We start from the raw sequence: 21,124 nt of genomic DNA, 5'->3' as shown, positions 1-21,124 counted from the left end.
CACCCACAACCTGCGGAAATCCTCAGTGTGCGGGACCACGCGCCCCGCTAGCGTGGCCGTCCATGGGCACATGGGGGAGTTTGCTGCGGCGCGGATGGCGGCGCGGGTGGCGTCTGGCCGGCGGGCTGCTGATCGGCGCCTGCACCGCCGTCGTGGAGTTGCCGGGCGCCGCCGTGGCGGGGGCGGCCCTGCTGGGCGTACGGGCCTGGCCGGGCGGGCGCCCCGCCGCCCGGCGGCGCGTGGAGCGCGCGGTGACGGCCGGGGCCCGGCGGCTGGCGGAGGCCGAACGCGGCCGGCTGTCCCGCTTCCTGGGCCAGGACATCGCGGCCGACTACGACGACGGCGGCGCCCGCCAGTACATGGCGGTGCGCTGGTCACTGGGGCTGCTGGGCGGGCTGGTGCTGGCTTCCGTGGCGGTCGGCGCCGCGTACGGCAGCCTGCTGCTGTGGGGCTGGTTCCTCATCAGCGGCGGCGAGTGGATGACGATCACCGCCTCGGCGGTCGGCGGGCTCTTCCTGCTCTTCCTCGCCCTCCAGGGCATCGTCGGCGTCGCGCTGCTGGAGGGGCAGCTGGCCCGCCACTTCCTCGGCCCCAGCCCCCAGGAGGCCCTGCGGCGCCGGATCGACGAGCTGTCCACCAGCCGCGCCGGGGTCGTGGACGCGGTGCACGACGAGCGGCGCCGTATCGAGCGGGATCTGCACGACGGGGTGCAGCAGCGGCTCGTCGCCCTCGGCATGCTGCTCGGCCGGGCGCGCCGCAGCCAGGACCCCGACAAGGCGCGCGCCCTGCTGGTCCAGGCCCACGAGGAGAGCCGGGCCGCGCTGACCGATCTGCGGGAGGTGGCGTGGCGGGTCTACCCCACCGCGCTGGACGAGGCCGGGCTGCGGGCGGCGCTGGAGGCGGTCGCCGAGCGCTCGCCGATCCCCGTGCGGCTGGAGTACGGGCTGACGGCCGAGCCGGAGGAGGCGGTCCGTACGGTGGCGTACTTCGTGGTCGCCGAGGCGGTGACGAACGCGATCAAACACGCGGGTGCGGAGCACCTCACGGTGGCGCTCACCCGGAGCGATGCGGACAAGGGCGTGGCGGAGGTGGGCGTGGCGGCGGCGAGAAAGGCGGGGGCGGGCGTGGCGGAGGCAAGAAGGCCGGAGGCAGGCGCGGCAGGGGAGGCGACGGCGCGGGGCGGGCTGCTGCTGGTGCGGGTCACCGACGACGGCAAGGGCGGCGCGGACCCGGCGGGCGGCGGGCTGCTGGGGCTGGCCCGGCGGGTCGCGGGGCTGGACGGCCGGCTGCGGGTGGCCAGCCCGCCCGGCGGCCCCACGACCATCAGCGCGGAGCTGCCATGCGCGTGATCCTGGCCGATGACTCGACGCTGCTGCACGAGGGACTGGTGCGGCTGCTCGCCGAGGAGGGCCACGAGGTGGTGGCGGCGGTGGGCGACGGCGCGGCGCTGGTGGAGGCGGTGGCGCTGCACCCCGACGTGGACGCGGTGGTGGTGGACGTACGGATGCCGCCGACGCACACGGACGAGGGGCTGCGGGCCGCGCTGGAGATCCGCCGGGCGCACCCCGGGATCGGTGTGCTGGTGCTGTCGCAGTACGTGGAGAAGCGGTACGCGACCGAGCTGCTGACCTCGGAGGACGGCGGCGCGGGGGTCGGCTATCTGCTCAAGGACCGGGTGGTGGAGGTCGACGAGTTCCTGGACGCCCTGGAGCGGGTGGCGGCGGGCCGCGCCGCCTTCGACCCCGAGGTCGTCCGCAGGCTGCTGGCCCGCAGCACCCACACCGACCCCCTCGGCCGGCTCACCCCGCGCGAGCGCGACGTCCTCGACGCGATGGCGCAGGGCCACGCCAACACGGCCATCGCGGAGCGGCTGCATGTCTCGCGCAGCGCCGTCGAAAAACACATCAATGCGATCTTCGACAAGCTCGAACTCCCCGCGAGTTCGGGTTACAGTCGCCGGGTGTTGGCCGTCCTGCGCTATCTGGGAAGCTGAAGGGGACCTGAGTTGGCCGAGAGCAAGAGCACGCCGATCACGGACGAGCTGTACGCCTACATGCTGGGGCACAACCCGCCGCTCGACCCGGTCCAGCGCGAGCTCGTCGAGGTCACCCACGCCCGGCTCCCCGAGGTCGCGGGCATGCAGTCGGCCGAGGAGCAGGGCCCGCTGCTGGCCTTCCTGGTACGGCTGACCGGCGCCCGGCACATCGTGGAGGTCGGCACCTTCACCGGCTTCTCCGCCCTGTCCATGGCGCAGGCGCTGCCCGCCGACGGCAAGCTGATCGCCTGCGACGTATCGGAGGAGTGGACGGCGTACGGGCGCGAGGCCTGGGCGAAGGCCGGGGTCGCGGACCGTATCGACCTGCGGATCGCGCCCGCGCTCGACACGCTGCGCGCGATGCCGGCCGAGCCGCACATCGACCTGGCCTACCTGGACGCGGACAAGGGCAACTACGTCGCGTACTGGGAGGAGCTGGTGCCGCGCATGAGCCCGGGCGGGCTGATCGTCGCGGACAACGTGTTCTTCCACGGCTCCGTCGTCGACCCCGGGGCCACGGGCTCGGGCGCGGCGATCAAGGCGTTCAACGAGCATGTGTCCGCCGACGACCGCATGGAGGCGGTCATGCTCACGGTCGCGGACGGGCTGACTCTGGCGCGCCGCCGCTGAGCCTGCGGCGGCGGAGCAGCCGCCGGGCGAGGCGCCGCGCGTGCGGGTGCCGGCCTTCCCTGCCGCCTCCTCCCCCTTCTCCCCGCTCCCCGCCTTCCGCTTCCGCGCCTCCGCCTTGCCGCCGCTGCCCTTCGGCCCGGCGCTCGGCGGAGGTACCGGGGGAGGTACCGGCGGAGGTACCGGGGGAGACGTCGCGGGAGGAGCCGGGGGAGCCTCCGGGGGGCTGATCGAGCTTCCCCCACTTACCGGGCGTCCCGGCCCGGACCTCCCGGGCCTGCGCCTCGCGCCGGGCGAGCTCGGGGTGGCGGGCCCGCCAGTACGGATTGTCGTGCGGCAACCCGCCGCTGACCCGCCCGTACATGCCGAACCACATCAGCATCAGGCCGACCACAAAGCTGAACAGCACGTTCTGGAGGCGGAAGGCCAGGAAATTGTAGGGCGTTTCCAGCAGGCAGAGATTGACGAAACCGCTCAGCAGGAACGCGACGCCGAGGACGATGTTGAGGGTCGAGGCGAAGTTGCCCCCGATGACCATGCCGGCGAACAGCAGCGCGCCGATGACGATGGACAGGACGCTCAGCGCGCCGTCGGTGTTCAGCCCGGCGACGGTGTGACCGCCGGTGTCGAAGAAACCGATCTGGTGGGCCAGGCCCAGGCTGCCGAAGGCGACCAGCACCAGGCCGGTGAGCCCCGCGCCGACGCGGTAGACCTGGCTCAGGGCGTGGTCGGTCGGCAGATGCTCGTCGAGCTTGGTACGGACGCCGATCCGCTCCGGGAACTGGCGTCCGATCCCCGCTGGACTCGGACCGATGGGGGAGGGGCGACCAGTGGCCATGTCCGGCCTCCTTCGGGCTGATGGGCTTTACCCCTGCCGCGCGCGGAGACCCCGGCCTCACGGTGCTGCGCGGTCGAGGCCGTACCTGCGTACGTACCTCCCAGGATCCGCCCCCGGCCCGGCCCGCTCAACCGCAGCAGCCGCCCCCGCAGCAGCCGCCGCCACCACCGCCGGAGGCCTGCGCCCGCGCCGGAGCGGAGGAGCCTCCCGTGACGGCGACCGTCGAGAGCAGCTTCACCGTGTCGTCGTGCCCGTCCGGGCAGGAAGCGGGCGAGGAGGACTCGGCCATGGGCCGGTTCAGCTCGAAGGTGGTCCCGCAGGCGCGGCATCGGTATTCATAGCGAGGCATGGTCCGCAGCATAGCCAGGGACGGCGCGGGACAACACGGGTCCGGTGCGGGACCCCGCCCCCGCCGGGGGACCGCTCAGCGCCCGCCCCCGCGCTCCTCACGGATCTCCTGCACCACATGGGCGACCGTCTGCCGCACGGCCTCCGTCTCGGACAGGAAGTGCCACCAGTCCGGATGCCGCCCCTCCAGGCCCGCCACCGCCCGGTCCAGCCGCTCCACCGCTCCGTCCAGCGGCCGGGCGTGACGCGGGTCGGGGGTGTCGCGGCCGGCCATCGCCAGCCGCTGCGCGTCGCGGATCGCGAAGCGCGTGCGCTCGATCTCCTTGCCCCGGTCGTACGACACCTCGTCCAGCCGCCGCAGCCGCTCGCCGGCGGCCGAGACCGCCTCGTCCGTGGTGTTCAGCAGCGCCCGTACGGTGGCGAGCAGGGCCGTGGCATCGGCCCAGCGCTGCTCGTCCCGCGCCTGCTGCGCCTCCTTGAGCTTCGTCTCGGCCCGAGCGACATCCCGCGCGGCCTGCTCGGGGACAGACTGCAGATCCTGCCAGCAGGCCGCGCTGTAGCGCCGCCGCAGCTCGCTCAGCACGGGCTCGACGCCCTCCGTCCGCGTGGTGATCGCCTGGGCGCGGGTCCGCAGCGACACCAGCCGCCGGTCGATCTCCGCGGCCCGCTCCGGCAGCCGCTCCGCCTCGCCGCGCACCGCCTCCGCCCGGCGCAGCACCTCGTCCGCGCGGCGGATGGTCTGCTGCACACCGTGGCGGCCCGCCCCCTCGTTGAGCTTGGTCAGCTCGGGCGCCAGCGCGGCCAGCCGCGCCGCCAGGTCGTCGGCCCGCAGCCCGGACCCCCGTACGGCGTCCAGCGCGTCGCTCGCCGCCCGCAGCGCCTGCCGGGCCCGCTCCACGGCGGGCGCCAGCCGCGCCAGCTGGGTCTCGGCCTGCTCGAGCAGCGGGCCGAGACCCTGCGCGAAGCGGTCGAGATCCGCCTTGGCGCGCCGCAGCTCGTCCTTCGCCCCGACCAGGTCCGCGCGGGCGCGCGAGGCCGCCTGTGCGTCCAGGCCGTCCCGGTCCAGGTCATGGGCGTCCACGGCGGTGATGTAGTCCCGGCTGACCTGGTCGATCCGCTGCCCCAGCGCCTCGAAGTCGGCCACCGCCCGCCGGGCGGCGGGGGAGTCGTCCACCGCCGTGATCGTCTCGATCGAGATCCGCAGATCGCGCTGCGCCGTGTCCAGCTCGTAGAACGCCGCCGCGGCCTCGTCCTTCGCCGCCTGCGCCTGCGCCCGCTGTCCTTCCCCCCGCCCCCCGAACCACCGCCGCGCCCCGCCCCCGGCGAACGTCATCGGCACCACCGCCACCAGCAGCGACAACGGCGCCAGCACCACCACGGCCCGCCCCACGACGGCCCCCACAACCCCCTCGCCGACCCGGCGCCCCAGCCCACCCGGACGCCCCACCGCCCGCGGCCCGCGCACCGCACGCCGACGACGTACTGGACGCGCAGACCGCGCGGATGTCGCCGTCACTTCCCTCTCCCACATGGATCGCCCCAGGCCCGGCTGTCATTCTCCCACCCGTCACTGACGAACAGGCGTGACGTTCGGTTCGCGGCCGGGCGGCCCCCTTTCCGCCCGCCCACGGGATTGCGATGCCGGGGCGCGGACAATGTAGGCTGGCACCTCATCCCGGGCGCATAGCTCAGCGGTAGAGCGCTGCCCTTACAAGGCAGATGTCGGCGGTTCGAACCCGTCTGCGCCCACCGTGAATGACCGCAGGTGAAAGCCTGATTCGGCCCCTCGACCCGTCTCGCAGCCGAGGCGGGGGCAGAGGGGCCGAGCGCGTGGCTAACCTGGCGGCATGGAAACGATCCTGGTGAGCGCGTGTCTGCGCGGGGTGCCGTGCCGGTTCGACGGGCGGCACAAGGCTTCGCCGGAGTTCGAGGAGGCGGTGGCCGGCCGCGAAGTCGTCTCCTTCTGCCCGGAGGTCGCGGGCGGGCTCACGACTCCGCGCAGGCCTGCCGAGCTGGTCGGCGGTGACGGGCACGACGTGCTCGACGGGACGGCGCGGGTCGTCGAGGACACCGGGCGTGACGTAACCGAGGCGTTCGTGGCCGGAGCTCAGCGCGCACTTGAGGCGGCGCGGCGGGGAGGCTGCACGGAGGCGCTTTTGATGCCGCGCAGTCCTTCGTGCGGCCGGGGCGTGGTGTATGACGGATCGTTCGCCGGGGAGTTGGTGCCGGGCGACGGGGTGACGGCGGCGCTGCTCGAACGGAACGGCGTCACCGTGCGGCCCGCACCCGGCGTGTGAAGTCGCCGGCCTCGCCGCCGCACGCGGGGAGTTGGACGAGGCCCCGGCCGGCCCACCGGCATCGACGGCCCCGGCGCCGGAGGTTCAGCTTCCGGCTCGCGTCCGGGTGAAGACGTGGGAGCGGCCGACCGGGGTGAAGCCACGGCGGGCGTACCAGTGGCGCGGCCAGTCATGGAGGTCGGCGAGGAGGAAGACCAGGCCGCACCCCGCGGCGTGGTGCAGGGCGGTGGCGAGGACGGCGTCCGCGCAGCCGCGCCCGAGGTGGGTGTCGGCGGTGACGACTTCCTCGATCTGGGCGATGCCCTCGGCCGTGTCGAGGTAGAGGTCGGCCCAGGAGGCGACGGTGCCGTTCCCGTCGCGTACGGCGAGGAAGCGGACCTCGTCGGCGCCGCGGAGCCGGGCCGTCCTGCGGTCGGCGAGCTGGCGGATCACGGCGTCGTCGGCCTCGGGCATCCAGCCACGCTGCCGGCGGAGCAGAGCGGGGCGCAGATCGGCGAGGGTGACCGTCCGCACGGACGGGTGGGGGACGGCGGCGGGCGAGCCGGAGTACGCCATCACGAGCTCGGTGTCATGGGAGTAGCCGGCCGCGGTGAGCGCCGGTGCGCAGGCGGTGCCGACGGCGTCGTCGAGGACCGTGATCCGGCGGTGGCCCAGGTGGCCGAGAACGGTGTCGGCGAGGGCGGGGAGCTCCGGGGGAGCCGAAGTCCCCTCGACGATCAGCTGGTTGTGTTCATGGGAAGCCGCGTACTCCTGGTCCAGGACCGCCACCCCACCGGGCACCTCGGTCACCACGGCGGCCTGACGCCGGGCGAAGGACGAGCGGAAGGCCGCGATGCGCTCGAGATCCGTGGCTGACATGGGGGCAGTGTATGGAGCGGTGTCACACCCGGTGGCTGAGCCCCCGGCAGGGGCCCGGGGTGGCGCGCGGTGGCTGAGCCCCCTGCAGGGGCCCGGGTGGCGCGCGGTGGCTCGGCCGGCCGCTCCGGCTACCCTCCGCCCCGGCCCGTGGCGGGCGAGCCGTCAGGCGGCGAATCGGGGGCGGTCGTTCCTCGGCTCGTGGTCGCGTGCCGCCTCTTCCAGCGCCCGTATCCCGAGGTCGATGAGCGGGTTTCGCCGGCTGCCCCGGCGTACGCAGGTGAGGATGCGGCGCGTCGGCGTGTTCCCGCCCGACAGCGGCATCCGCGCCACCGCCTGGCCCGCCGGGCCCTCGGCCAGCCGGGGGACCAGGGAGACGCCCAGGCCGTTTCCGACCAGCGACCAGATCGCCGGCCAGTGGGTGGCGGCGTGCACGATCCGGGGCGAGAATCCGGCCGCCGCGCACAGCATCCGTACCCGCTGGGCGTGGTCGCAGGCGCCCGGGTCGGAGACGATCCAGTCCTCGTCCGCGGCGTCCTCCAGCCGCACCGACGCCGCCCGTGCCAGCGGGTGGTCGGCGGGCACCAGCATGAGGTGCGGCTCCTCCAGCAGGGGGCTCTGCTCGAACCGGGCGTCATCCGGCGGCGGGCCGTCCTCGATGGGCTCCACGACCGCGATGTCCACCTCGCCCGCCACCAGCAGGTCCATGCTCTCCGCGGTCTCGCACTCGCGGACCCGCACCTGGAGGTCGGGGTGGCTGTGCCGCAGCCGCCCGGCCGCGGGGGCGATCAGGCCGCTGATCGCGGTGGTGAAGCCCGCGAGGCGCAGCGGTCCGGTGGTACCCGCCCGGTAGGACTCCAGCTCCGCCTGCGCCTCCTCCCACCGGGCCAGCAGCGCGTCGGCGTGGTCGATGAGCAGGTGCCCGGCCGGGGTCAGCCGGACGCCGCGGCCCTGCGGCTCCAGGAGCGGGACCTTCAGCTCGCGCGCGAGCTCGCGGAGGTGGTGGGAGACCGCCGACGGGGTGAGGTGCAGGGCCTCGGCGGCCGCGGTGACCGTGCCCTGCTGGCGCAGCACGCGGAGCATGTGAAGCCGGCGCAGGTCAATCATGAAAACATTTTGCACACAGCACCCGGAAAACATGCAATAGACCTCAACGGTCGACCGGGTTCATCCTGCTGCCATGAACACCAGCGCGAACACCATCGTTTCCCGGCACACCACCAGCGAGGGCGTTGTGGTCTGGAGCCGTTGCGCCTGCGGGCGGCTCCAGATGGTCCTGGTTCCCCACGGCAGTGACGGGAGGGGACTCGTCGCGGGCGGACACGACATCCGGTGCACATGTGCGGGCTAGGGGGCCCTTAATCCTGGTCCCACAGCCGCAGGGAGTCATCGAGCAAGCGCTGGCCCTCGGGTGACACGGCCCATTTGCCCATCCGATTCCCGGGATCGTATGGGGCGCCCGGGTGAGTGTTCAGCCAATTCCGCCATCTGTTGAGATCGCTTCCCTGGTACAGGTTGACGAGCAGCGGGACGTTGTTACGGATGGGCTCGTTGTCCGGGTTCTGCTCGGTCACCTTGGAGTACGCCCCGAGGATCGCGGCTATGTACCTGATCGACCCGTCGGAGGTGCGCAGAATCGCGCGGCGGCCGTCCTCTCCTTGGCGGGGAAGATATCCCTCGGCCTCGATCTGCTTGACGATCTCGGTGTCGATGTGCACCTTTCCCGGCCCGGCCGACAGGTGATAGTCGAGCGGCGGCCGGGCGGGCAGTCCGTCCCTGATGTCCTGCCACCAGCGGTCCTTGTTCTTCAGTGCTTCCCACGCGATGGCCCCGACGATGGCCCTCGGGTCGATGTTCCACCTGCGCGCCTCTCGCAGAATGGTGTCCCTGTGCAGCTCGACCCAGCTCAGCACGGCGAGTTCGTCGCGGGAGTAGGGCTTGCCGTCGAGACCGACGCCCTGCGGGGCCACGGACGGGTAGGGCAGGGCGTTGGCGCCTCTGAGCTCCCAGGAGAGATCCGCGTCCGTAGGCGCCTTCGCACCGCCTGGCCACGACGGATGCGTCGCGTGGATCTGATCCAGAAGCATGCCGAGGCCGGAGGCCCGCGCCCCGTAGGTCCCCTTGATCCGCAGCAGTTCGGGGTCGTCCAAGTGGTACGCGAACTGGGAGGCTGCCGTCCTGTTGGCCAGCAGCGCCTTGAGGAAGGCGATCTGGTCGTCCGGCGGGACGCCGTCGTGGTGGCCTTCCCACGGGAACAGCGGCTTCCACGGAAGCGGCGGGCCGGGGAGGATTCCGGGCTGGTCCCAGCCGAGCTGCCGGGTGACCCTGTCGGCGGTCTCCCCGCTGACCGCACCGCCGGCGAACGCGCTCACCAGCGCCTTGATGCCGGTCGGGTCGGACATCAGCCGCCGGATCCGCTCGTCGTCCAGCTGGTTGTAGAAACCGGCGGCGAAATGGGGATCGTCAGCGTGCCGGCCGAGCTCCGCCAGAATCGGCCCGAGGCCACCGCCCTGCTCCATCCGCCTCGCCAGCGCGGCCCCGGCCTCCGCCGAATGGGACTGCTGCGCGTACTGCGTCTGAAGGCGCTGGAAGGCGGCGTTGACGGCCTGTTCCGAGGCGGATACCGGGTTCGCGGGCACACCCGCCGCGGGGCCGCCCGCCGCGGGGCCGCCCGCCTCCTGGAAGGCCCGGCCGACCGTGGCCACATCGCGGTCCGTGTAGAAGGCGGCGGCGATCCACTTCGCCCCGGACGAGTCCAGCGACGAGGGCGGTACGACGCCGCTCCGCTCGCCGTCCCGCAGCGCGACCGTCAGATACGTGCTCACCCACTGCTGAAACTGCTCCGCGCCCCGCGTACAGGCCTCGGCATACGCGAAAAGATTCTCAGGAATCGCCGATACCTTGGCCATGTGGGCTCGGCCTCCTCAGTCCCTGGGCTTTTGCCGCGCGTGCTGCGCGTGGGCCTGTGCGGTGGCCTGGTCCACGCGCGCCTTGAGCCGCTTGGCCTCGTCCTTGAGGTGGATCAGGGCCGCCCGCTGGCGGGCGAGGTCCTGCTCGTAGCGAGTGCGCTTCGCGCCCTGCCAGTTGTCGCTGTCCGGAGTGCTCAGGAGCGCCTCACGCCGGCCGTTGCGCAGCCACAGAAACCAGTCGATCTTCTCGCCGAACTGTTTCAGCACCCAGCTCAGCCGATCGGCGGCCTGATAGTCGAACTCGGGCGGCATCCGTCACTCCCCCTGTATCGGCCCAGCCACAAGAGTTATCAGGCCCGCCGCCGGGCGTCATTGACCTCCAGCGCAGAGTTCTTTGTTCCTCCGCGCAATGCCGCCGAACCAGATCGACGGGGACCGCGGGAAGGAGACCGGCCGGGGGCGGGCTACCGGACCGGGCGGCGGCCGCTTCGCGCTCCGCCGCCGGTCCCGTTGAGGGGGATCAGCGAGGCCAGGGTGGCTCCGCGGACCCATGCCCCGAGCAGGTCGCGGTGCATGGCGAGGATCTCGTGCTTCACCGCCAGCTTCTCGGCCGCCGCCGTGAAGTTGCAGGTGGCGACGTACACGGCGACGTCCGCGCCGTGTTCGGCCTTCGCCGTGCCGAGGAACTTCTGCATCTCACCGCTCCCCACGGTGCGGTGGGGCGCGTAGTGCTTGCACTGGATGACCAGCCGGCGCCCGTCCGGCATCAGGCCGATCACATCGGCGCCCAGGTCGCCGGCCTTCCCGGAGACCCTGACCTGGGTGCAGCCGTCGCGGCGGCACAAGTCCGCGACGTACCGCTCGAATCGTTGCCAGGTCATCGCGTCGACATCGGACATGGCCAGTTCCCGCGCCCGGTGCTCCTCCTCGGCCCGCCAGGCGTGGTCGCCGGCCACGGCGCGCCGGTGGGTCCTCAGAAGCCACCAGCCGATGCCGGCGAGCAGCGCCGCGACGACCGCCCCGAGCACGTACGGCCACACGGTCCGCCACGTCAGCGCCAGCACGAGCGCCACCACGGCACCGGCGCCCCACGCCCCGCGGCGTGCCCGCGTCTTCAGCCGTCGTAAGGACCGCGTGCGTCGCCGTCGTGCCGTGGCTGCCATGTCTCCCCTCCCGTGCGTACCCGGGCAGTGTGGGGAGTGGTGGGCGGCCGCGGCAAGACCGCCTCACCCGTCTCACCCGAACCCGCGGGCTCGACCCGAACCCGTGGCCTGAACCCGTGGCCCGAACCCGCGGCCTTCACCTGAACGCGCGGCGGTAGGCGTGCGGGCTGACGCCGGTGGTGCGCTTGAAGCGGTCGCGGAAGGCGGTGGGGGAGCCGAAGCCGACCCGCGCGCCGACGCGTTCGACGGAGTGGTCGGTGGTCTCCAGCAGGTGCTGGGCCTGGCGGATGCGGGCGCGGTGGAGCCATTGGAGGGGGGTGGTGCCGGTCTGGTCGCGGAAGCGGCGGATGAGCGTACGGGTGCTGACCCCGGCGTGGGAGGCGATGTCGTCGAGGGTGAGGGGCCGGGCGAGGTTGTCCCGGAGCCAGACGAGGACCGGTTCCAGCACCGAGCCACCGGGGGTGGGGGTGTGGTCGTGGACGATGAACTGGGCCTGCCCGCCCTCGCGTTCCAGGGGCATCACGGACAGGCGGGCGGCGTCGGCGGCCACCGCGGCGCCGTAGTCGCGGCGGATCAGGTGCAGGCACAGGTCGAGTCCGGCGGCCGCGCCGGCGGAGGTGAGGATCTGGCCGTTGTCGACGTAGAGCACGTTCGGGTCGACGTCGATGTCCGGGTGGGCGGCGGCGAGCCGGTCCGCGGCGAGCCAGTGGGTGGTGGCGCGCAGGCCGTCCAGCAGGCCGGTGGCGGCCAGGGGGAAGGTGCCGGTGCAGATGGAGGCGATACGGGTGCCGTCGGCGGCGGCCCGGCGCAGCGCCTCGCGTTCGGCGGGGCTGGGCGGGGCGGCGGGGTCGGCCACGCCGGGCACGATGACGGTGTCCGCGCCGGTGAGCCCCTCCAGGCCCCAGGGCGCCCGCAGGGTGAACGCGCCGGCGTCGGTCTCCGGCCGCTCGGCGCAGACGCGTACCTGGTAGCCGGGGCGGCCGTCGGGCAGGCGGGTGCGGGTGAAGACCTCGATGGGGGTGGACAGGTCGAACGGAATCACCTTGCTGAGCGCCAGGACGGCCACCGTATGCATGTCCAGAACCTAGCGGCCCGACGGGCCGGACGCACCGGGACGGGGGCGGGTCCGGCGCCTGTCCGGGCAGGTCAGGGAGGCATACACCAGGGTTGGCGTTTTTCCGTTGGTACTCGTCATTAACGCCACTGGGGAGGGTCGCGCCACGCGGCTAGCGTCGAGGGCGATCCCGTACCGTTCCCTTTCTGGAAAGGCATACGCGTGCTGTACCTCGCGCCGATCGGCATCGGCCTTCTCTACGCCCTGCTGATGTCCCTCATCCGGGAACCGCACCGTCGCCGCTTCAACGCGATGATGGTGGCCGGCGCCGGCGCCGCCTACCTCAGCGGTGGCGGCCTGGGCGGCTGGGAGTTCGCGTTCACCGCGCTGGTCACCTATGTCGCCTACCGCGGCCTGGAGTCGTGGACGTTCATCGGCATCGGCTGGCTGCTGCACACCGCGTGGGACGTGGTGCACCACATCAAGGGCAACCCGATCGTCCCCTTCGCCCACACCTCGTCGCTGGGCTGTGCCATCTGCGACCCGGTCATCGCCCTGTGGTGCCTGGGCGGAGGCCTGGCCCCGCGCGAACTCCTGCGGCGCGGGCGGCCCGTGGCGGCCGCGGAGGGGGCCACCGTCGCGCGCTGACCGCTGACCGCTGACCGCTGACCGCGGGCCGGCGGGCCGGCGGGCCGCGGTCCGCCGGGCGCCCGCCGCGTCATCCGCGCAGTTCCGGCGGGAAGCCGGTCCAGCGCAGCTCGGGGGGCAGGTGGGACATGTCGTTGTAGAAGAGGACGGAGGACAGGCGGCCGGGGGCGTAGCGGATGACCGTCAGGGCCGCGTTGCCGTGGTTCAGGCCGAGCCAGCGCCAGCGGGGGGCGTCCTGGGCGGCGCGGACCAGCCAGCCGATGAGGAAGTTGTGGGTGACGAGCAGTTCGTGGCGGGGCTCGTCGCCTGGCACCGGACCGGTGAAGCGGGCCAGGGCCTCGCGGGCGAGTGCGGGGCCGCGGTCGCGCTCCGCCTGGGGAAACCGGCCGAGGAAGTCGAGGAGCGGCTCAGCGGCGTCCGGCGGGAGTTCGGAGCGCTCGGGGACGTACGGGAGGTAGTCCCCGGCCGGTTCCGAGGGACGGAGGGGGATGCCAGGGTGTTCGGTGGCCAGTTGGTCGGCGATCAGGCGGGCGGTCTGGGCCGCGCGGGGCAGGGGACCGTGGTGGATGGCGGACAGGGGGAGGCCGCGCAGCCGCTCGCCGAGCAGCGCGGCCTGGCGGCGGCCGTTCGCCGTCAACTCGGTCTCGTCGGGGGACGCCTCGCCGTGCCGGGTCAGATAGAGGTAACGGGCGGCCGTTGTGGTCATCGACGGGTTCCTTGGCGACGGGCGGGCGTGGTGCCGTGGAAGACGTCCTCCGCCGGGTTCGGGGTTGCGCACCGGGGGATACGCCGGGCCGAGGCCGGACGGTGAGGGGGAGGGCGGGGGCCGGTCCGCCCCCGCCCCCGGTCGGACGGCAGCCGGAGTGACGTCATCCGATTCAGCTACCATGCGTCCTGATCTGCGATGTGGCGCGGCGCGGCCAGGGGAGGGACGGCCGTGGGCGCGGATGCGCGGGGTGCCCTCTACGGGAGGTAACGGGGATATGTCATTCGACAGCGAGTGGTCTCAGCTCAAGGCGGACGCGGCGGGGCGGCAGAGCACCCATACGCGGCTCAACCAGACCGTCGCCGACGGCGGGGGCGGGACGGGCGCGGGCTCCACGGGGGAGGGCGGCTCCACTGACCTGGTCGTGCACCAGGACGACCTGGGCGCGGTGGGGCACGAGGCCTTCGTGCTGCACGGCAGGCTTCAGAAGGCGGCCGACATCGCCGGGGCCGGGGCGGACAAGGACGGCGTGGGGTCGTCCATGCAGGCGGCCAAGGCGCTGAGCGACCACAACTTCGCGATGGGCGAAGAACTGAGCACGACGGTGTCCGTCTGGAGCTCCCAGGTCAAGACCGTGCTGCAGATGTGCGCCCACATCTCCAACCACCTGGACTACTCGAAGAAGCGGCATGCCGAGGACGACGCGGCGATCGCCGCCTCGCTGCGCCACCGGGACGGCTCGGCCGTGAGTGTTTCCGAGATATCCGAACTGGTGAAGTGAAAGACGTAGCGGGGGAAGACGATGGGCGCTCTCACCTACCAGGATCTCGTCGATGTCGACCTGGGGAAGTTGGGCGCCGCGGTCTCCGACTGGAAATCCGCCGTGGACAGTCTGAAAAACGCTGATGACCGACGCGCGTTCGGGCCTGTTGAAGAAGTCGGAGGGCGCGCGGTGGGCCGGGCTCAACGCGGCCGTCACCCGTGAGTTCGTCGGCAAGACCGCGAAGGAGTTCGAGGACCTGCACAAGGAGGCCAGCAGCATCTGGAGCGTCCTGGACGACGCGCATTCCCAGCTGACCGAGATTCAGTCCAGCGTCCGGTCGACCGTCGCGCAGGCGGCGGACGCCGGATTCAAGCTGTCCGACAACGCCGACGGCACCGTGCGTTTCTTCATCCCCCATTATCCGGGGGACGACGGGGCGCGGACGCAAGCCCAGCTGGACACCCAGGCGGAGTACGCTAACAGGGTGAACCGGAAGCTGGCCCGGGCCGCCGAGATCGACGGCATCGTGAAGGCCGCGCTGGTCAGGAGCCACGGCGGCGACGTGTATGACGCGGGCCACGCCCGGTACCACTCGCTGGCCGAGGTCCAGGCCGACCGGGCCATCGAAATCGCCTCGCTCGGCCATGAGGCGAGCCCCCGGCAGCGCGCCGAACTGCGCCGGATCTGGGACGGTCTCAGCCCGGAGCTGCGCGGCCGGGTATGGGCGGCCGACAGCGTCGCGCTGATGGCGGCCGGGATCATGGAACCGCAGTACAAGTGGAAGCCGGCGGACGTGGGATCCGGGAAGTTCCACTCGCGGGATGCCGGCATGAAGGACCACTTGTTCCGCGTCGAGGCCGCGGCCATGGTGAAAGGCGGCCGCCTGGTGGGCTACAAGGAGGCGGCCCGGGAGTTGGACCATTACCTCGACGCGTCCGGAAAGCCGCTGGACCTCGACATCAATCGGATGTGGGACGAGGACCCCGACGGCTTCCGCAAGGCGGCCGAGGAAAACCTCTCCAAGTACGAGGGCGAGTGGAAGAAGAAGGCGCTCAAGGCGTTCGAGGAGTCGGGCGGCCGGCCGGTGGCCATTCCGGTGGAGACGAAGGCCGAGGGCTACAAGCACGACGACCGCGACTGGTACCTCGCCGTCGGCCACGGAATGGTGAACCATTCGGGGGTCGTGAGCGTGGAGCCCGGCCCGCACGGAAAGCCCAAGGTCTCCCTCGATTACCAGGTGAACGTCTGGGACCGGTTCAACTGGGACGACGACACGTCTTTCGACATCGCGGGCGTCACGGTCACCGGTGAGCAGATGCAAAAGCTCCACCAGACCGGGCTCGCCCAGGAATACAACATGCACGGCAGCAGCTCGACGCGCTATCGCGAACTGTCCTGAGGCGGGGGGCGATGTCAGTGACTTTGCGGTGAGTATGGGACAGCGACACGCCGACACCACGGCGTGTCGCTGTCCCATACTCACCGCAAACCCCTACCGCCGGTCCGGCGGCTCGTCGCCGTGGCGGGGCGGCGGCCACTGCCGCAGCGACGCCTCGTCCGGCGCCATCCGGACGACCGCCTCGGCGAGCTGGGTGCAGATCCGCTCGATCTGCCGACGGGTACGGTTCCGCTCCGTGATGATCGCCGAGAGCAGCAGCGCGGTCAGCGCGGTCGAGCCGTTGAACGCCTGAAGGGTGACCATCCGCGTCAGCAGCGTATGCCCGGCGAACGGGCCGACCCCCGCCGCCGTGGCCTGGATCGCGATCACCGACACGATCAGCGAGCACAGCGCGGCCCCCGCCAGCTGGAAGCGCAGGGCCGCCCAGATCAGGAAGGGGAAGACCAGGAAGAGCAGGCTGTGGGCGGAGTGCGTGGCGAGCAGCGTGACGGCCGCCGTCCCCAGCGTCAGCAGCCCCGCCTCGGCCCACCGATAGGGATTTACGTCGCGCGGCGGCCGTGCCTTGCGGAGCATCAGCAGCAGCGGGGTGATCACCAGGACGCCCATCGCGTCCCCCGTCCACCACACCGACCAGGTGGTCCAGAAGTCGCCGGTCCCGATCGCCCCCTCCAGGACCAGCACCCCGGTGCCCACGGTCGAGCTGATCAGCATTCCGGCCAGCGCGCCGAGGAAGACCAGGGCCAGCGCGTCCCGCAGCCGGTCAAGACCCGCGTGGAAACCGATGCGCCGCAGCAGCAGGTACGAGCAGACCGGGGCCGCGGTGTTGCCCGCGACGATCGCGGCGACCGCGGGGACAGTCGGCCCGATCGGGGCGTTGACCAGGAGGGCGCCCAGCGCGACGCCCGGCCAGGTGCGCAGGCCGAGAAGGAGCAGACAGGTCAGGGCGATGCCGGTGGGCGGCCACAGCGGGGTGATCTGCCCGCGGACCAGCTCCTGCTGCAGCCCGACCCGGGCCCCCACGTAGTAGGCCGCCGCGACGGCGAGGATCCGCAGGGCCGTGGCACCGTATCGCCGGATCCCGTCATCGCCTGCCACAGCGGCCATCACACAACGCCGTCGCGGCTCGGAGCGGGTGACACGCGCGGCCGTGGCGCGGTCTCCGCCGCACGGGGGAACCGCCCGCCCGCGGGCGCGGCAGTCACGGTCCCGGCCGCGGCAGCAACGACCTCAGCCGCCGCAGTCACGGTCCCGGGCGGTCGCGCCGTACGCCGTCGTGGCGCAGCACCAGCACGGCCGCGTCGTCGCTGTGGCCGGTCCGGTCGGCCACCTGGCTCACCCGCGTGGCCAGCTCCTCCGCGTCGGCCTCGTAGCCCGCGCCGACCAGCCGTGACACCTCCGCGAGGCCCCGGTCGATCGGGTACGACGGCCCTTCCACCACCCCGTCCGTGAACAGGACGAAGGCGCCCGCCCGCGTCAGCCGGCGGCGGGTCACCGGATAGGTCTCCCCGGGCATGATCCCCAGCGGCAGGCCCCCGGGGTCCCAGACGACCTCGACCGGGCAGTCGGCCGAGGCCCATACGGCCGGGACGTGGCCCGCCCGGGAGCAGGCCAGCTCGCCGGCGACGGGGTCGAAGCGCAGGAAGGAGCAGGTGGTGAACAGGTCGGTGCCCATCGAGATGAGCAGTTCGTTGACGCCGCGCAGCACCTCGCCCGGGTCGCAGGTGGCGGCGGCGATGGCGCGCAGCCCCGTGCGGACCTGGCCCATGAAGGCCGCCGCCTCCACGTCATGGCCCTGTACGTCGCCGATGGCGAACCCGACCGAGGCGGTGCCGGGCAGCGGGAAGGCGTCGTACCAGTCGCCGCCGATGTCCAGCCCGTCCCGTGCGGGGGTGTAGCGGGCGGCCGCGTGCAGACCGGGGAGGGCCGGCAGTTCGGACGGCAGCATATGGCGCTGCAGGGCCACGGCCAGCTCCACCCGTGCCTGCTGGAGCTTGATCCGCTCCAGGATCTGGGCGGTCAGCCGCCCCAGAGAACGCAGCGCCTCTTCGGTGCTCTGGTGCGGGGTGCGGCGGCGGTTCATCGGTGGCTCCGAGGGGGCACCTGCCGGCGATAGCTGGGGGAGCTCTGACCTGCGTCTCATGGTACGCGCGGATACGGCCGAAGGAGCAGTCCCACCCGCTGGCTGTCAGGTCACGGTCAGGCGCTGCCCACGCATATGCGCAGCGGCCTTGTCGGGGCCGCCGGTTGCCGCCACCGTTGTCCGGCAACGGGCACGCGCGCCGCGCGCCCGTCTTCGACTGGGACCGGAGGTGCCATGGGACCGATCGTTCCACCCCTCGTTCCACCGTTCGAGCTCGTCGGCGAAGGGCCGCACCACGTCATGGCCGTCCACGGCTGGTTCTCGGACCGCGCCGCCTTCGCGGCCGTGCTGCCGCACATCGACCGACGGACCTTCACCTACGCACTCCCCGATCTGCGCGGCTACGGGGAGGCACGGGACATCCCCGGTGAGTACACCACCGAGGAGGCGGGCCGCGATCTGCTGGCGCTCGCCGACGACCTCGGCTGGCAGCGGTTCTCGCTCGTCGGGCACTCGATGGGCGGCTCCGTAGCGCAGCGGGTCGTGGCCGCCGCCCCCGACCGGGTCGTGCGGCTGATCGGGGTCGCCCCCTTCCCCGCGAGCGGGATGCCGATGGACGGCGAGCAGTGGGAGCTGTTCACCTCCGCCGCCGAGCACCCCGAGAGCCGGCGGGCGATCATCGACCACACCACCGGCGGCCGCCACCCCGACGCCTGGCTCGACCTGATGGTCCGGCACTCGCTGGAGCACAGCGACGCCAAGGCGTTCCGGGCCTGGCTGGACTCCTGGGCCCTGGAGGACTTCCACGAGGACATCGCCGGGGCCCGGGTGCCGGTCCGGGTGGTGATCGGGGCGCACGACCCGGCGCTGACGGCGGAGCTGATGCGGCGGACCTGGCTGCGCTGGTACCCGCGGGCCGACCTGGTCGAGCTGCCCTGCGCGGGGCACTACCCCGCCGACGAGACGCCGCTGGAACTCGTACGCGCCGTCGAGGACTTCATCACGGCCGGGGCGTGAGACGGGAGGCGCCCGGCGACGGGTGTGCCGCCGCGTACTCCGCCTCGCTCTTGCGGTACTGGGGGAGCAGCGTGTGCAGGATGCGGTCCACGTACTCGCGGGTCTCGTCGATCCTCGGGATCCCGCGGGCCTTGAGGACCGCGGTCGGCCCGGCGTTGTACGCGGCAAGCGCCAGCTCGGTCGGATCGCCGGGCAGGTTCTTCACCATGTCGTACAGATGGCACATGTAGCGCGCCTGCGAGGGGATGGCGTCCTCGGGCTCCCAGACGTCGGCCTTTCCGTCGCCGTCCCCGTCGCGGCCCCACTCGGCCCAGGTCTGCGGGGCGAACTGCGAGATCCCCTGCGCGTGCCCGGAGTCCGCGTCCGGCCGCCAGCCGCTCTCCGCGTCGATCTGCGCGGCCAGCAGCGGCACGCTCACCTTGGGGCAGAGGCGGGCGGCCGCCTCGACCACCGGGCGGCGGGCCGCGGGGATCGTCGGGAGTTCGGGCTCGGACGGGGCGGTGAAGTGCCGTACGACGAGGATCGCGGCGGCGAGCACCAGGGCGCCGCCGACCAGGGTGGCGGCGGTACGGCTGCGGCGGGTCACCATGCGGGGTCCGGCGGGGTGGGGATGCGCATGAGGGGACGTTAACGGGATTTCGCGGTGGGATCCTGAATTCGCACGCCCGGCGGTCGGGTCCGGGCGTGCGCTACGGCGTCACGGCCGGCCCCGCTCCGCTTACCGTGGGATGGGCCGGGAGCGGCTGCTCCGCTTCGGCGGGGCGCTTCATCACATAGGCCGCGCCCGCGCCGGCCGCGAAGAGCGCGAGCACCGAGACCGCCGTGCCGAGCCAGGTGGCGCCGAGCCACTGCCCGCCGACGTAACCCAGGCTCACGCTGTAGGCGGCCCAGGCCAGTCCGGCGACGGCCGACCAGGGCAGGAACTCCTTGGCCCGGCGGTGCGCCGCGCCCGCGCTCAGGCTGACGACCGACCGCCCGGCGGGCGCGAAGCGGGCTATGACGACCAGCGCGCCACCGCCCCGCACCAGCGCCGTGCCCAGCTTCTCCTGCGCGGAGGTGAGCCGGCGGGAGCGGGAGATGGCGCGGTCGAGGCGGTCGCTGCCGCGCCAGGCCAGCCGGTAGGCGACCATGTCGCCGAGGACGGAGGCGGTGGCGGCGCACAGCATCAGGGCGAACATCTCGGGGAAGTCGGCGGCGCCCGCCTGGACGCGCACCACGCCCACGGCGTCCACGGTGGTCCCGGCGGCCGCGGTGGCCGCCGTGATGACGAGGACACCGCTGGGCAGGACGGGGAGGAAGACGTCGAGGAGAACGGACATGCCGACAACCGCGTAAATCCATGGGGTGTTGGTCAGCGACCCCAGATGTTCCAGCAACGTTTCTCCCGGTCCCGTTCCCCCCAGCCGCGATGTCGCTGGGGAGCGGCAGGAGCGGCCTTCACAGTCATACAGCGTACGCCTGTGGCGGGTGGGGATGGGGTCGGGGGGTGTTGATGTTGTTCGAATCACGTGACGCGGGGGTCGCCTCCCGGGGGACGAATGGGGAGGTACCCCCGCATCAGGTGAAGCGGGACTTGGTGTGGTCGGCCAGATTGATCGAGCGACTTATTGCTTTGTCGCTTTATCGCACGGTCGTCGAGCCGGCGAGCCGTCGAGTCGCGGGGCCGTCGCGGTCGTCGAGCCGCCGGGCCGCCGAGTCGCCCTAGACGGCCGTCGGCTGACGGTGCGTCTCGGAGGTGGTGACCGACGGGCGCGCCGAGCCCAGGAAGCGGTCGAGCGCCCAGGGGCCGGGGCCGGTGAAGACGATCAGCAGGAACGCCCAGCAGAACATCGCGGCCGCCTCGCCGCCGTTCTGGATGGGCCACAGCTTCTCCGGCTGGTGCTCGTGGAAGTACGCGTACGCCATCGAGCCGGAGCAGATGAACGCCGCGCTGCGGGTGCCGAGGCCCAGCAGCACCAGGCCGCCGCCGACGAGCTGGATCACGGCCGCGTACCAGCCGGGCCAGGTGCCCGCGTCGAGGGTCTTGCCGGTGCCCATCAGGCCGCCGAACCAGCCCAGCAGCGATGAGGCGCCGTGGCAGAAGAAGAGCAGGCCGACGACGATGCGGAAGAGGGAGAGGATGTACGGCCTGGTGCCGTCCAGGCGGTCGGCGAGACCTTGGGGGGTGGCGGACGGGGGCATGGGGACTGCTCCTTGTTCCGGGAAGGGTTCCGGGGACGGGAACCAACGGGAGTGTCAGGTTGGGTTCCCCTCACCTTTTGTTGCAAGTTCAAGTTTCGCCAATCTGAGGCCGCCGCGCGCGGCGCCGGTCGATCGACGGCATCGGTGTCGTACGAGGTCAGCGGGGTGACGCCGGGCCGCGCCCCGGTCGCCGTCGGCGTCGCC

At 72.7% G+C, this 21,124-nt stretch carries 23 protein-coding genes and 1 tRNA gene; 9 read left to right on the top strand and 15 right to left on the bottom strand.

The window, feature by feature from the left end; all coding sequences use genetic code 11:
- Positions 1-62: 62 nt before the first annotated feature.
- Genes BBH68_RS04135 through BBH68_RS04125 form a run of 3 tightly spaced genes read left to right on the top strand, consistent with a single transcriptional unit; the run spans position 63 to position 2,665 of the window.
- Complete coding sequence (locus tag BBH68_RS04135; RefSeq protein WP_065958880.1) at positions 63-1,349, top strand: sensor histidine kinase; 1,287 nt, start codon at positions 63-65, stop codon at positions 1,347-1,349.
- The gene (locus BBH68_RS04130) at positions 1,340-1,993 is read left to right on the top strand and encodes a response regulator (protein ID WP_065958879.1); all 654 of its coding nucleotides are present in this window, start codon (positions 1,340-1,342) and stop codon (positions 1,991-1,993) included. Before BBH68_RS04135 ends, BBH68_RS04130 begins: the two co-directional genes overlap by 10 nt.
- Positions 1,994-2,053: 60 nt before the next feature.
- Positions 2,054-2,665 carry an O-methyltransferase gene (locus tag BBH68_RS04125; RefSeq protein WP_065958901.1) on the top strand — a complete coding sequence of 204 codons (612 nt, stop codon included), beginning with the start codon at positions 2,054-2,056 and terminating at the stop codon, positions 2,663-2,665.
- Here the strand turns inward: BBH68_RS04125 and BBH68_RS04120 are convergent.
- The 3 genes from BBH68_RS04120 to BBH68_RS04115 all read right to left on the bottom strand — a co-directional run bounded on the left by BBH68_RS04120 (position 2,625) and on the right by BBH68_RS04115 (position 5,181).
- Entirely contained in the window at positions 2,625-3,431 is an 807-nt protein-coding gene (locus tag BBH68_RS04120) for a DUF4383 domain-containing protein (RefSeq protein ID WP_425428770.1), read from the bottom strand. The two genes, BBH68_RS04125 and BBH68_RS04120, sit on opposite strands and share 41 nt — an antisense overlap.
- 196 nt (positions 3,432-3,627) lie before the next feature.
- A complete protein-coding gene (locus BBH68_RS38945; protein WP_076971001.1) occupies positions 3,628-3,849 on the bottom strand; it encodes an FmdB family zinc ribbon protein in 222 nt (73 codons plus the stop codon).
- A gap of 75 nt (positions 3,850-3,924) precedes the next feature.
- Complete coding sequence (locus tag BBH68_RS04115; protein ID WP_104531215.1) at positions 3,925-5,181, bottom strand: coiled-coil domain-containing protein; 1,257 nt, start codon at positions 5,179-5,181, stop codon at positions 3,925-3,927.
- A gap of 344 nt (positions 5,182-5,525) precedes the next feature.
- On the opposite strand from BBH68_RS04115, the gene BBH68_RS04110 reads away from it, so the two are divergent.
- Together BBH68_RS04110 and BBH68_RS04105 are read left to right on the top strand one after the other, a co-directional pair.
- Positions 5,526-5,597, top strand: a tRNA-Val gene (locus BBH68_RS04110).
- A 98-nt stretch (positions 5,598-5,695) separates the two neighbouring features.
- Entirely contained in the window at positions 5,696-6,145 is a 450-nt protein-coding gene (locus BBH68_RS04105) for a 2-thiouracil desulfurase family protein (protein WP_065958877.1), read from the top strand.
- An 84-nt stretch (positions 6,146-6,229) separates the two neighbouring features.
- On the opposite strand, the gene BBH68_RS04100 is transcribed toward BBH68_RS04105, so the two are convergent.
- The 6 genes from BBH68_RS04100 to BBH68_RS04075 form a co-directional block, all read right to left on the bottom strand.
- Positions 6,230-7,003: a GNAT family N-acetyltransferase gene (locus BBH68_RS04100; protein ID WP_065958876.1), complete on the bottom strand. Its 774-nt coding sequence runs from the start codon at positions 7,001-7,003 to the stop codon at positions 6,230-6,232.
- Positions 7,004-7,165: 162 nt separating this feature from the next.
- Positions 7,166-8,107: a LysR family transcriptional regulator gene (locus BBH68_RS04095; RefSeq protein ID WP_245737881.1), complete on the bottom strand. Its 942-nt coding sequence runs from the start codon at positions 8,105-8,107 to the stop codon at positions 7,166-7,168.
- A gap of 251 nt (positions 8,108-8,358) precedes the next feature.
- On the bottom strand, positions 8,359-9,909 hold the full coding sequence (locus BBH68_RS04090) for a hypothetical protein (protein ID WP_065958874.1): 1,551 nt from the start codon (positions 9,907-9,909) through the stop codon (positions 8,359-8,361).
- Positions 9,910-9,924: 15 nt separating this feature from the next.
- Complete coding sequence (locus tag BBH68_RS04085) at positions 9,925-10,221, bottom strand: hypothetical protein (RefSeq protein ID WP_065958873.1); 297 nt, start codon at positions 10,219-10,221, stop codon at positions 9,925-9,927.
- 152 nt (positions 10,222-10,373) lie between these two features.
- Positions 10,374-10,982 carry a restriction endonuclease gene (locus BBH68_RS04080; protein ID WP_065958872.1) on the bottom strand — a complete coding sequence of 203 codons (609 nt, stop codon included), beginning with the start codon at positions 10,980-10,982 and terminating at the stop codon, positions 10,374-10,376.
- 226 nt (positions 10,983-11,208) lie between these two features.
- Positions 11,209-12,147, bottom strand: a complete 939-nt coding sequence (locus BBH68_RS04075) for a GlxA family transcriptional regulator (protein WP_065958871.1) — start codon at positions 12,145-12,147, stop codon at positions 11,209-11,211.
- A 201-nt stretch (positions 12,148-12,348) separates the two neighbouring features.
- On the opposite strand from BBH68_RS04075, the gene BBH68_RS04070 reads away from it, so the two are divergent.
- Positions 12,349-12,774: a DUF6010 family protein gene (locus BBH68_RS04070; RefSeq protein ID WP_065958870.1), complete on the top strand. Its 426-nt coding sequence runs from the start codon at positions 12,349-12,351 to the stop codon at positions 12,772-12,774.
- Between the two features lie 70 nt (positions 12,775-12,844).
- Here BBH68_RS04070 and BBH68_RS04065 read toward each other — a convergent pair whose 3' ends face one another.
- Positions 12,845-13,480: a histidine phosphatase family protein gene (locus BBH68_RS04065; protein ID WP_065958869.1), complete on the bottom strand. Its 636-nt coding sequence runs from the start codon at positions 13,478-13,480 to the stop codon at positions 12,845-12,847.
- 277 nt (positions 13,481-13,757) lie between these two features.
- Between BBH68_RS04065 and BBH68_RS04060 the strand changes: the two genes are divergently transcribed.
- Positions 13,758-14,261: a hypothetical protein gene (locus BBH68_RS04060; RefSeq protein WP_065958868.1), complete on the top strand. Its 504-nt coding sequence runs from the start codon at positions 13,758-13,760 to the stop codon at positions 14,259-14,261.
- A 124-nt stretch (positions 14,262-14,385) separates the two neighbouring features.
- Positions 14,386-15,642, top strand: a complete 1,257-nt coding sequence (locus tag BBH68_RS42535) for a hypothetical protein (RefSeq protein WP_065958867.1) — start codon at positions 14,386-14,388, stop codon at positions 15,640-15,642.
- A gap of 93 nt (positions 15,643-15,735) precedes the next feature.
- On the opposite strand, the gene BBH68_RS04050 is transcribed toward BBH68_RS42535, so the two are convergent.
- Positions 15,736-16,746 (bottom strand): MASE1 domain-containing protein, encoded by a 1,011-nt coding sequence (locus BBH68_RS04050; RefSeq protein WP_065958866.1) that lies wholly within the window; start codon positions 16,744-16,746, stop codon positions 15,736-15,738.
- 136 nt (positions 16,747-16,882) lie between these two features.
- On the bottom strand, positions 16,883-17,722 hold the full coding sequence (locus BBH68_RS04045; protein WP_065958865.1) for a PP2C family protein-serine/threonine phosphatase: 840 nt from the start codon (positions 17,720-17,722) through the stop codon (positions 16,883-16,885).
- A 234-nt stretch (positions 17,723-17,956) separates the two neighbouring features.
- Between BBH68_RS04045 and BBH68_RS04040 the strand changes: the two genes are divergently transcribed.
- The gene (locus BBH68_RS04040) at positions 17,957-18,739 is read left to right on the top strand and encodes an alpha/beta fold hydrolase (protein WP_065958864.1); all 783 of its coding nucleotides are present in this window, start codon (positions 17,957-17,959) and stop codon (positions 18,737-18,739) included.
- On the opposite strand, the gene BBH68_RS04035 is transcribed toward BBH68_RS04040, so the two are convergent.
- The 3 genes from BBH68_RS04035 to BBH68_RS04025 form a co-directional block, all read right to left on the bottom strand.
- A complete protein-coding gene (locus tag BBH68_RS04035) occupies positions 18,723-19,328 on the bottom strand; it encodes a lytic transglycosylase domain-containing protein (RefSeq protein WP_065958863.1) in 606 nt (201 codons plus the stop codon). The two genes, BBH68_RS04040 and BBH68_RS04035, sit on opposite strands and share 17 nt — an antisense overlap.
- A gap of 100 nt (positions 19,329-19,428) precedes the next feature.
- Positions 19,429-20,115, bottom strand: coding sequence for a DedA family protein (locus BBH68_RS04030; RefSeq protein WP_065958862.1), 687 nt, complete (start codon positions 20,113-20,115; stop codon positions 19,429-19,431).
- Positions 20,116-20,440: 325 nt separating this feature from the next.
- Positions 20,441-20,920, bottom strand: a complete 480-nt coding sequence (locus BBH68_RS04025) for a DoxX family protein (RefSeq protein WP_065958861.1) — start codon at positions 20,918-20,920, stop codon at positions 20,441-20,443.
- Between the last annotated feature and the right edge of the window lie 204 nt (positions 20,921-21,124).

Source organism: Streptomyces sparsogenes, from assembly GCF_001704635.1.
Lineage (GTDB): Bacteria > Actinomycetota > Actinomycetes > Streptomycetales > Streptomycetaceae > Streptomyces > Streptomyces sparsogenes.
Note: the sequence above shows the minus strand (reverse complement) of the source record. Positions and strands in the feature narration are given on the sequence as shown.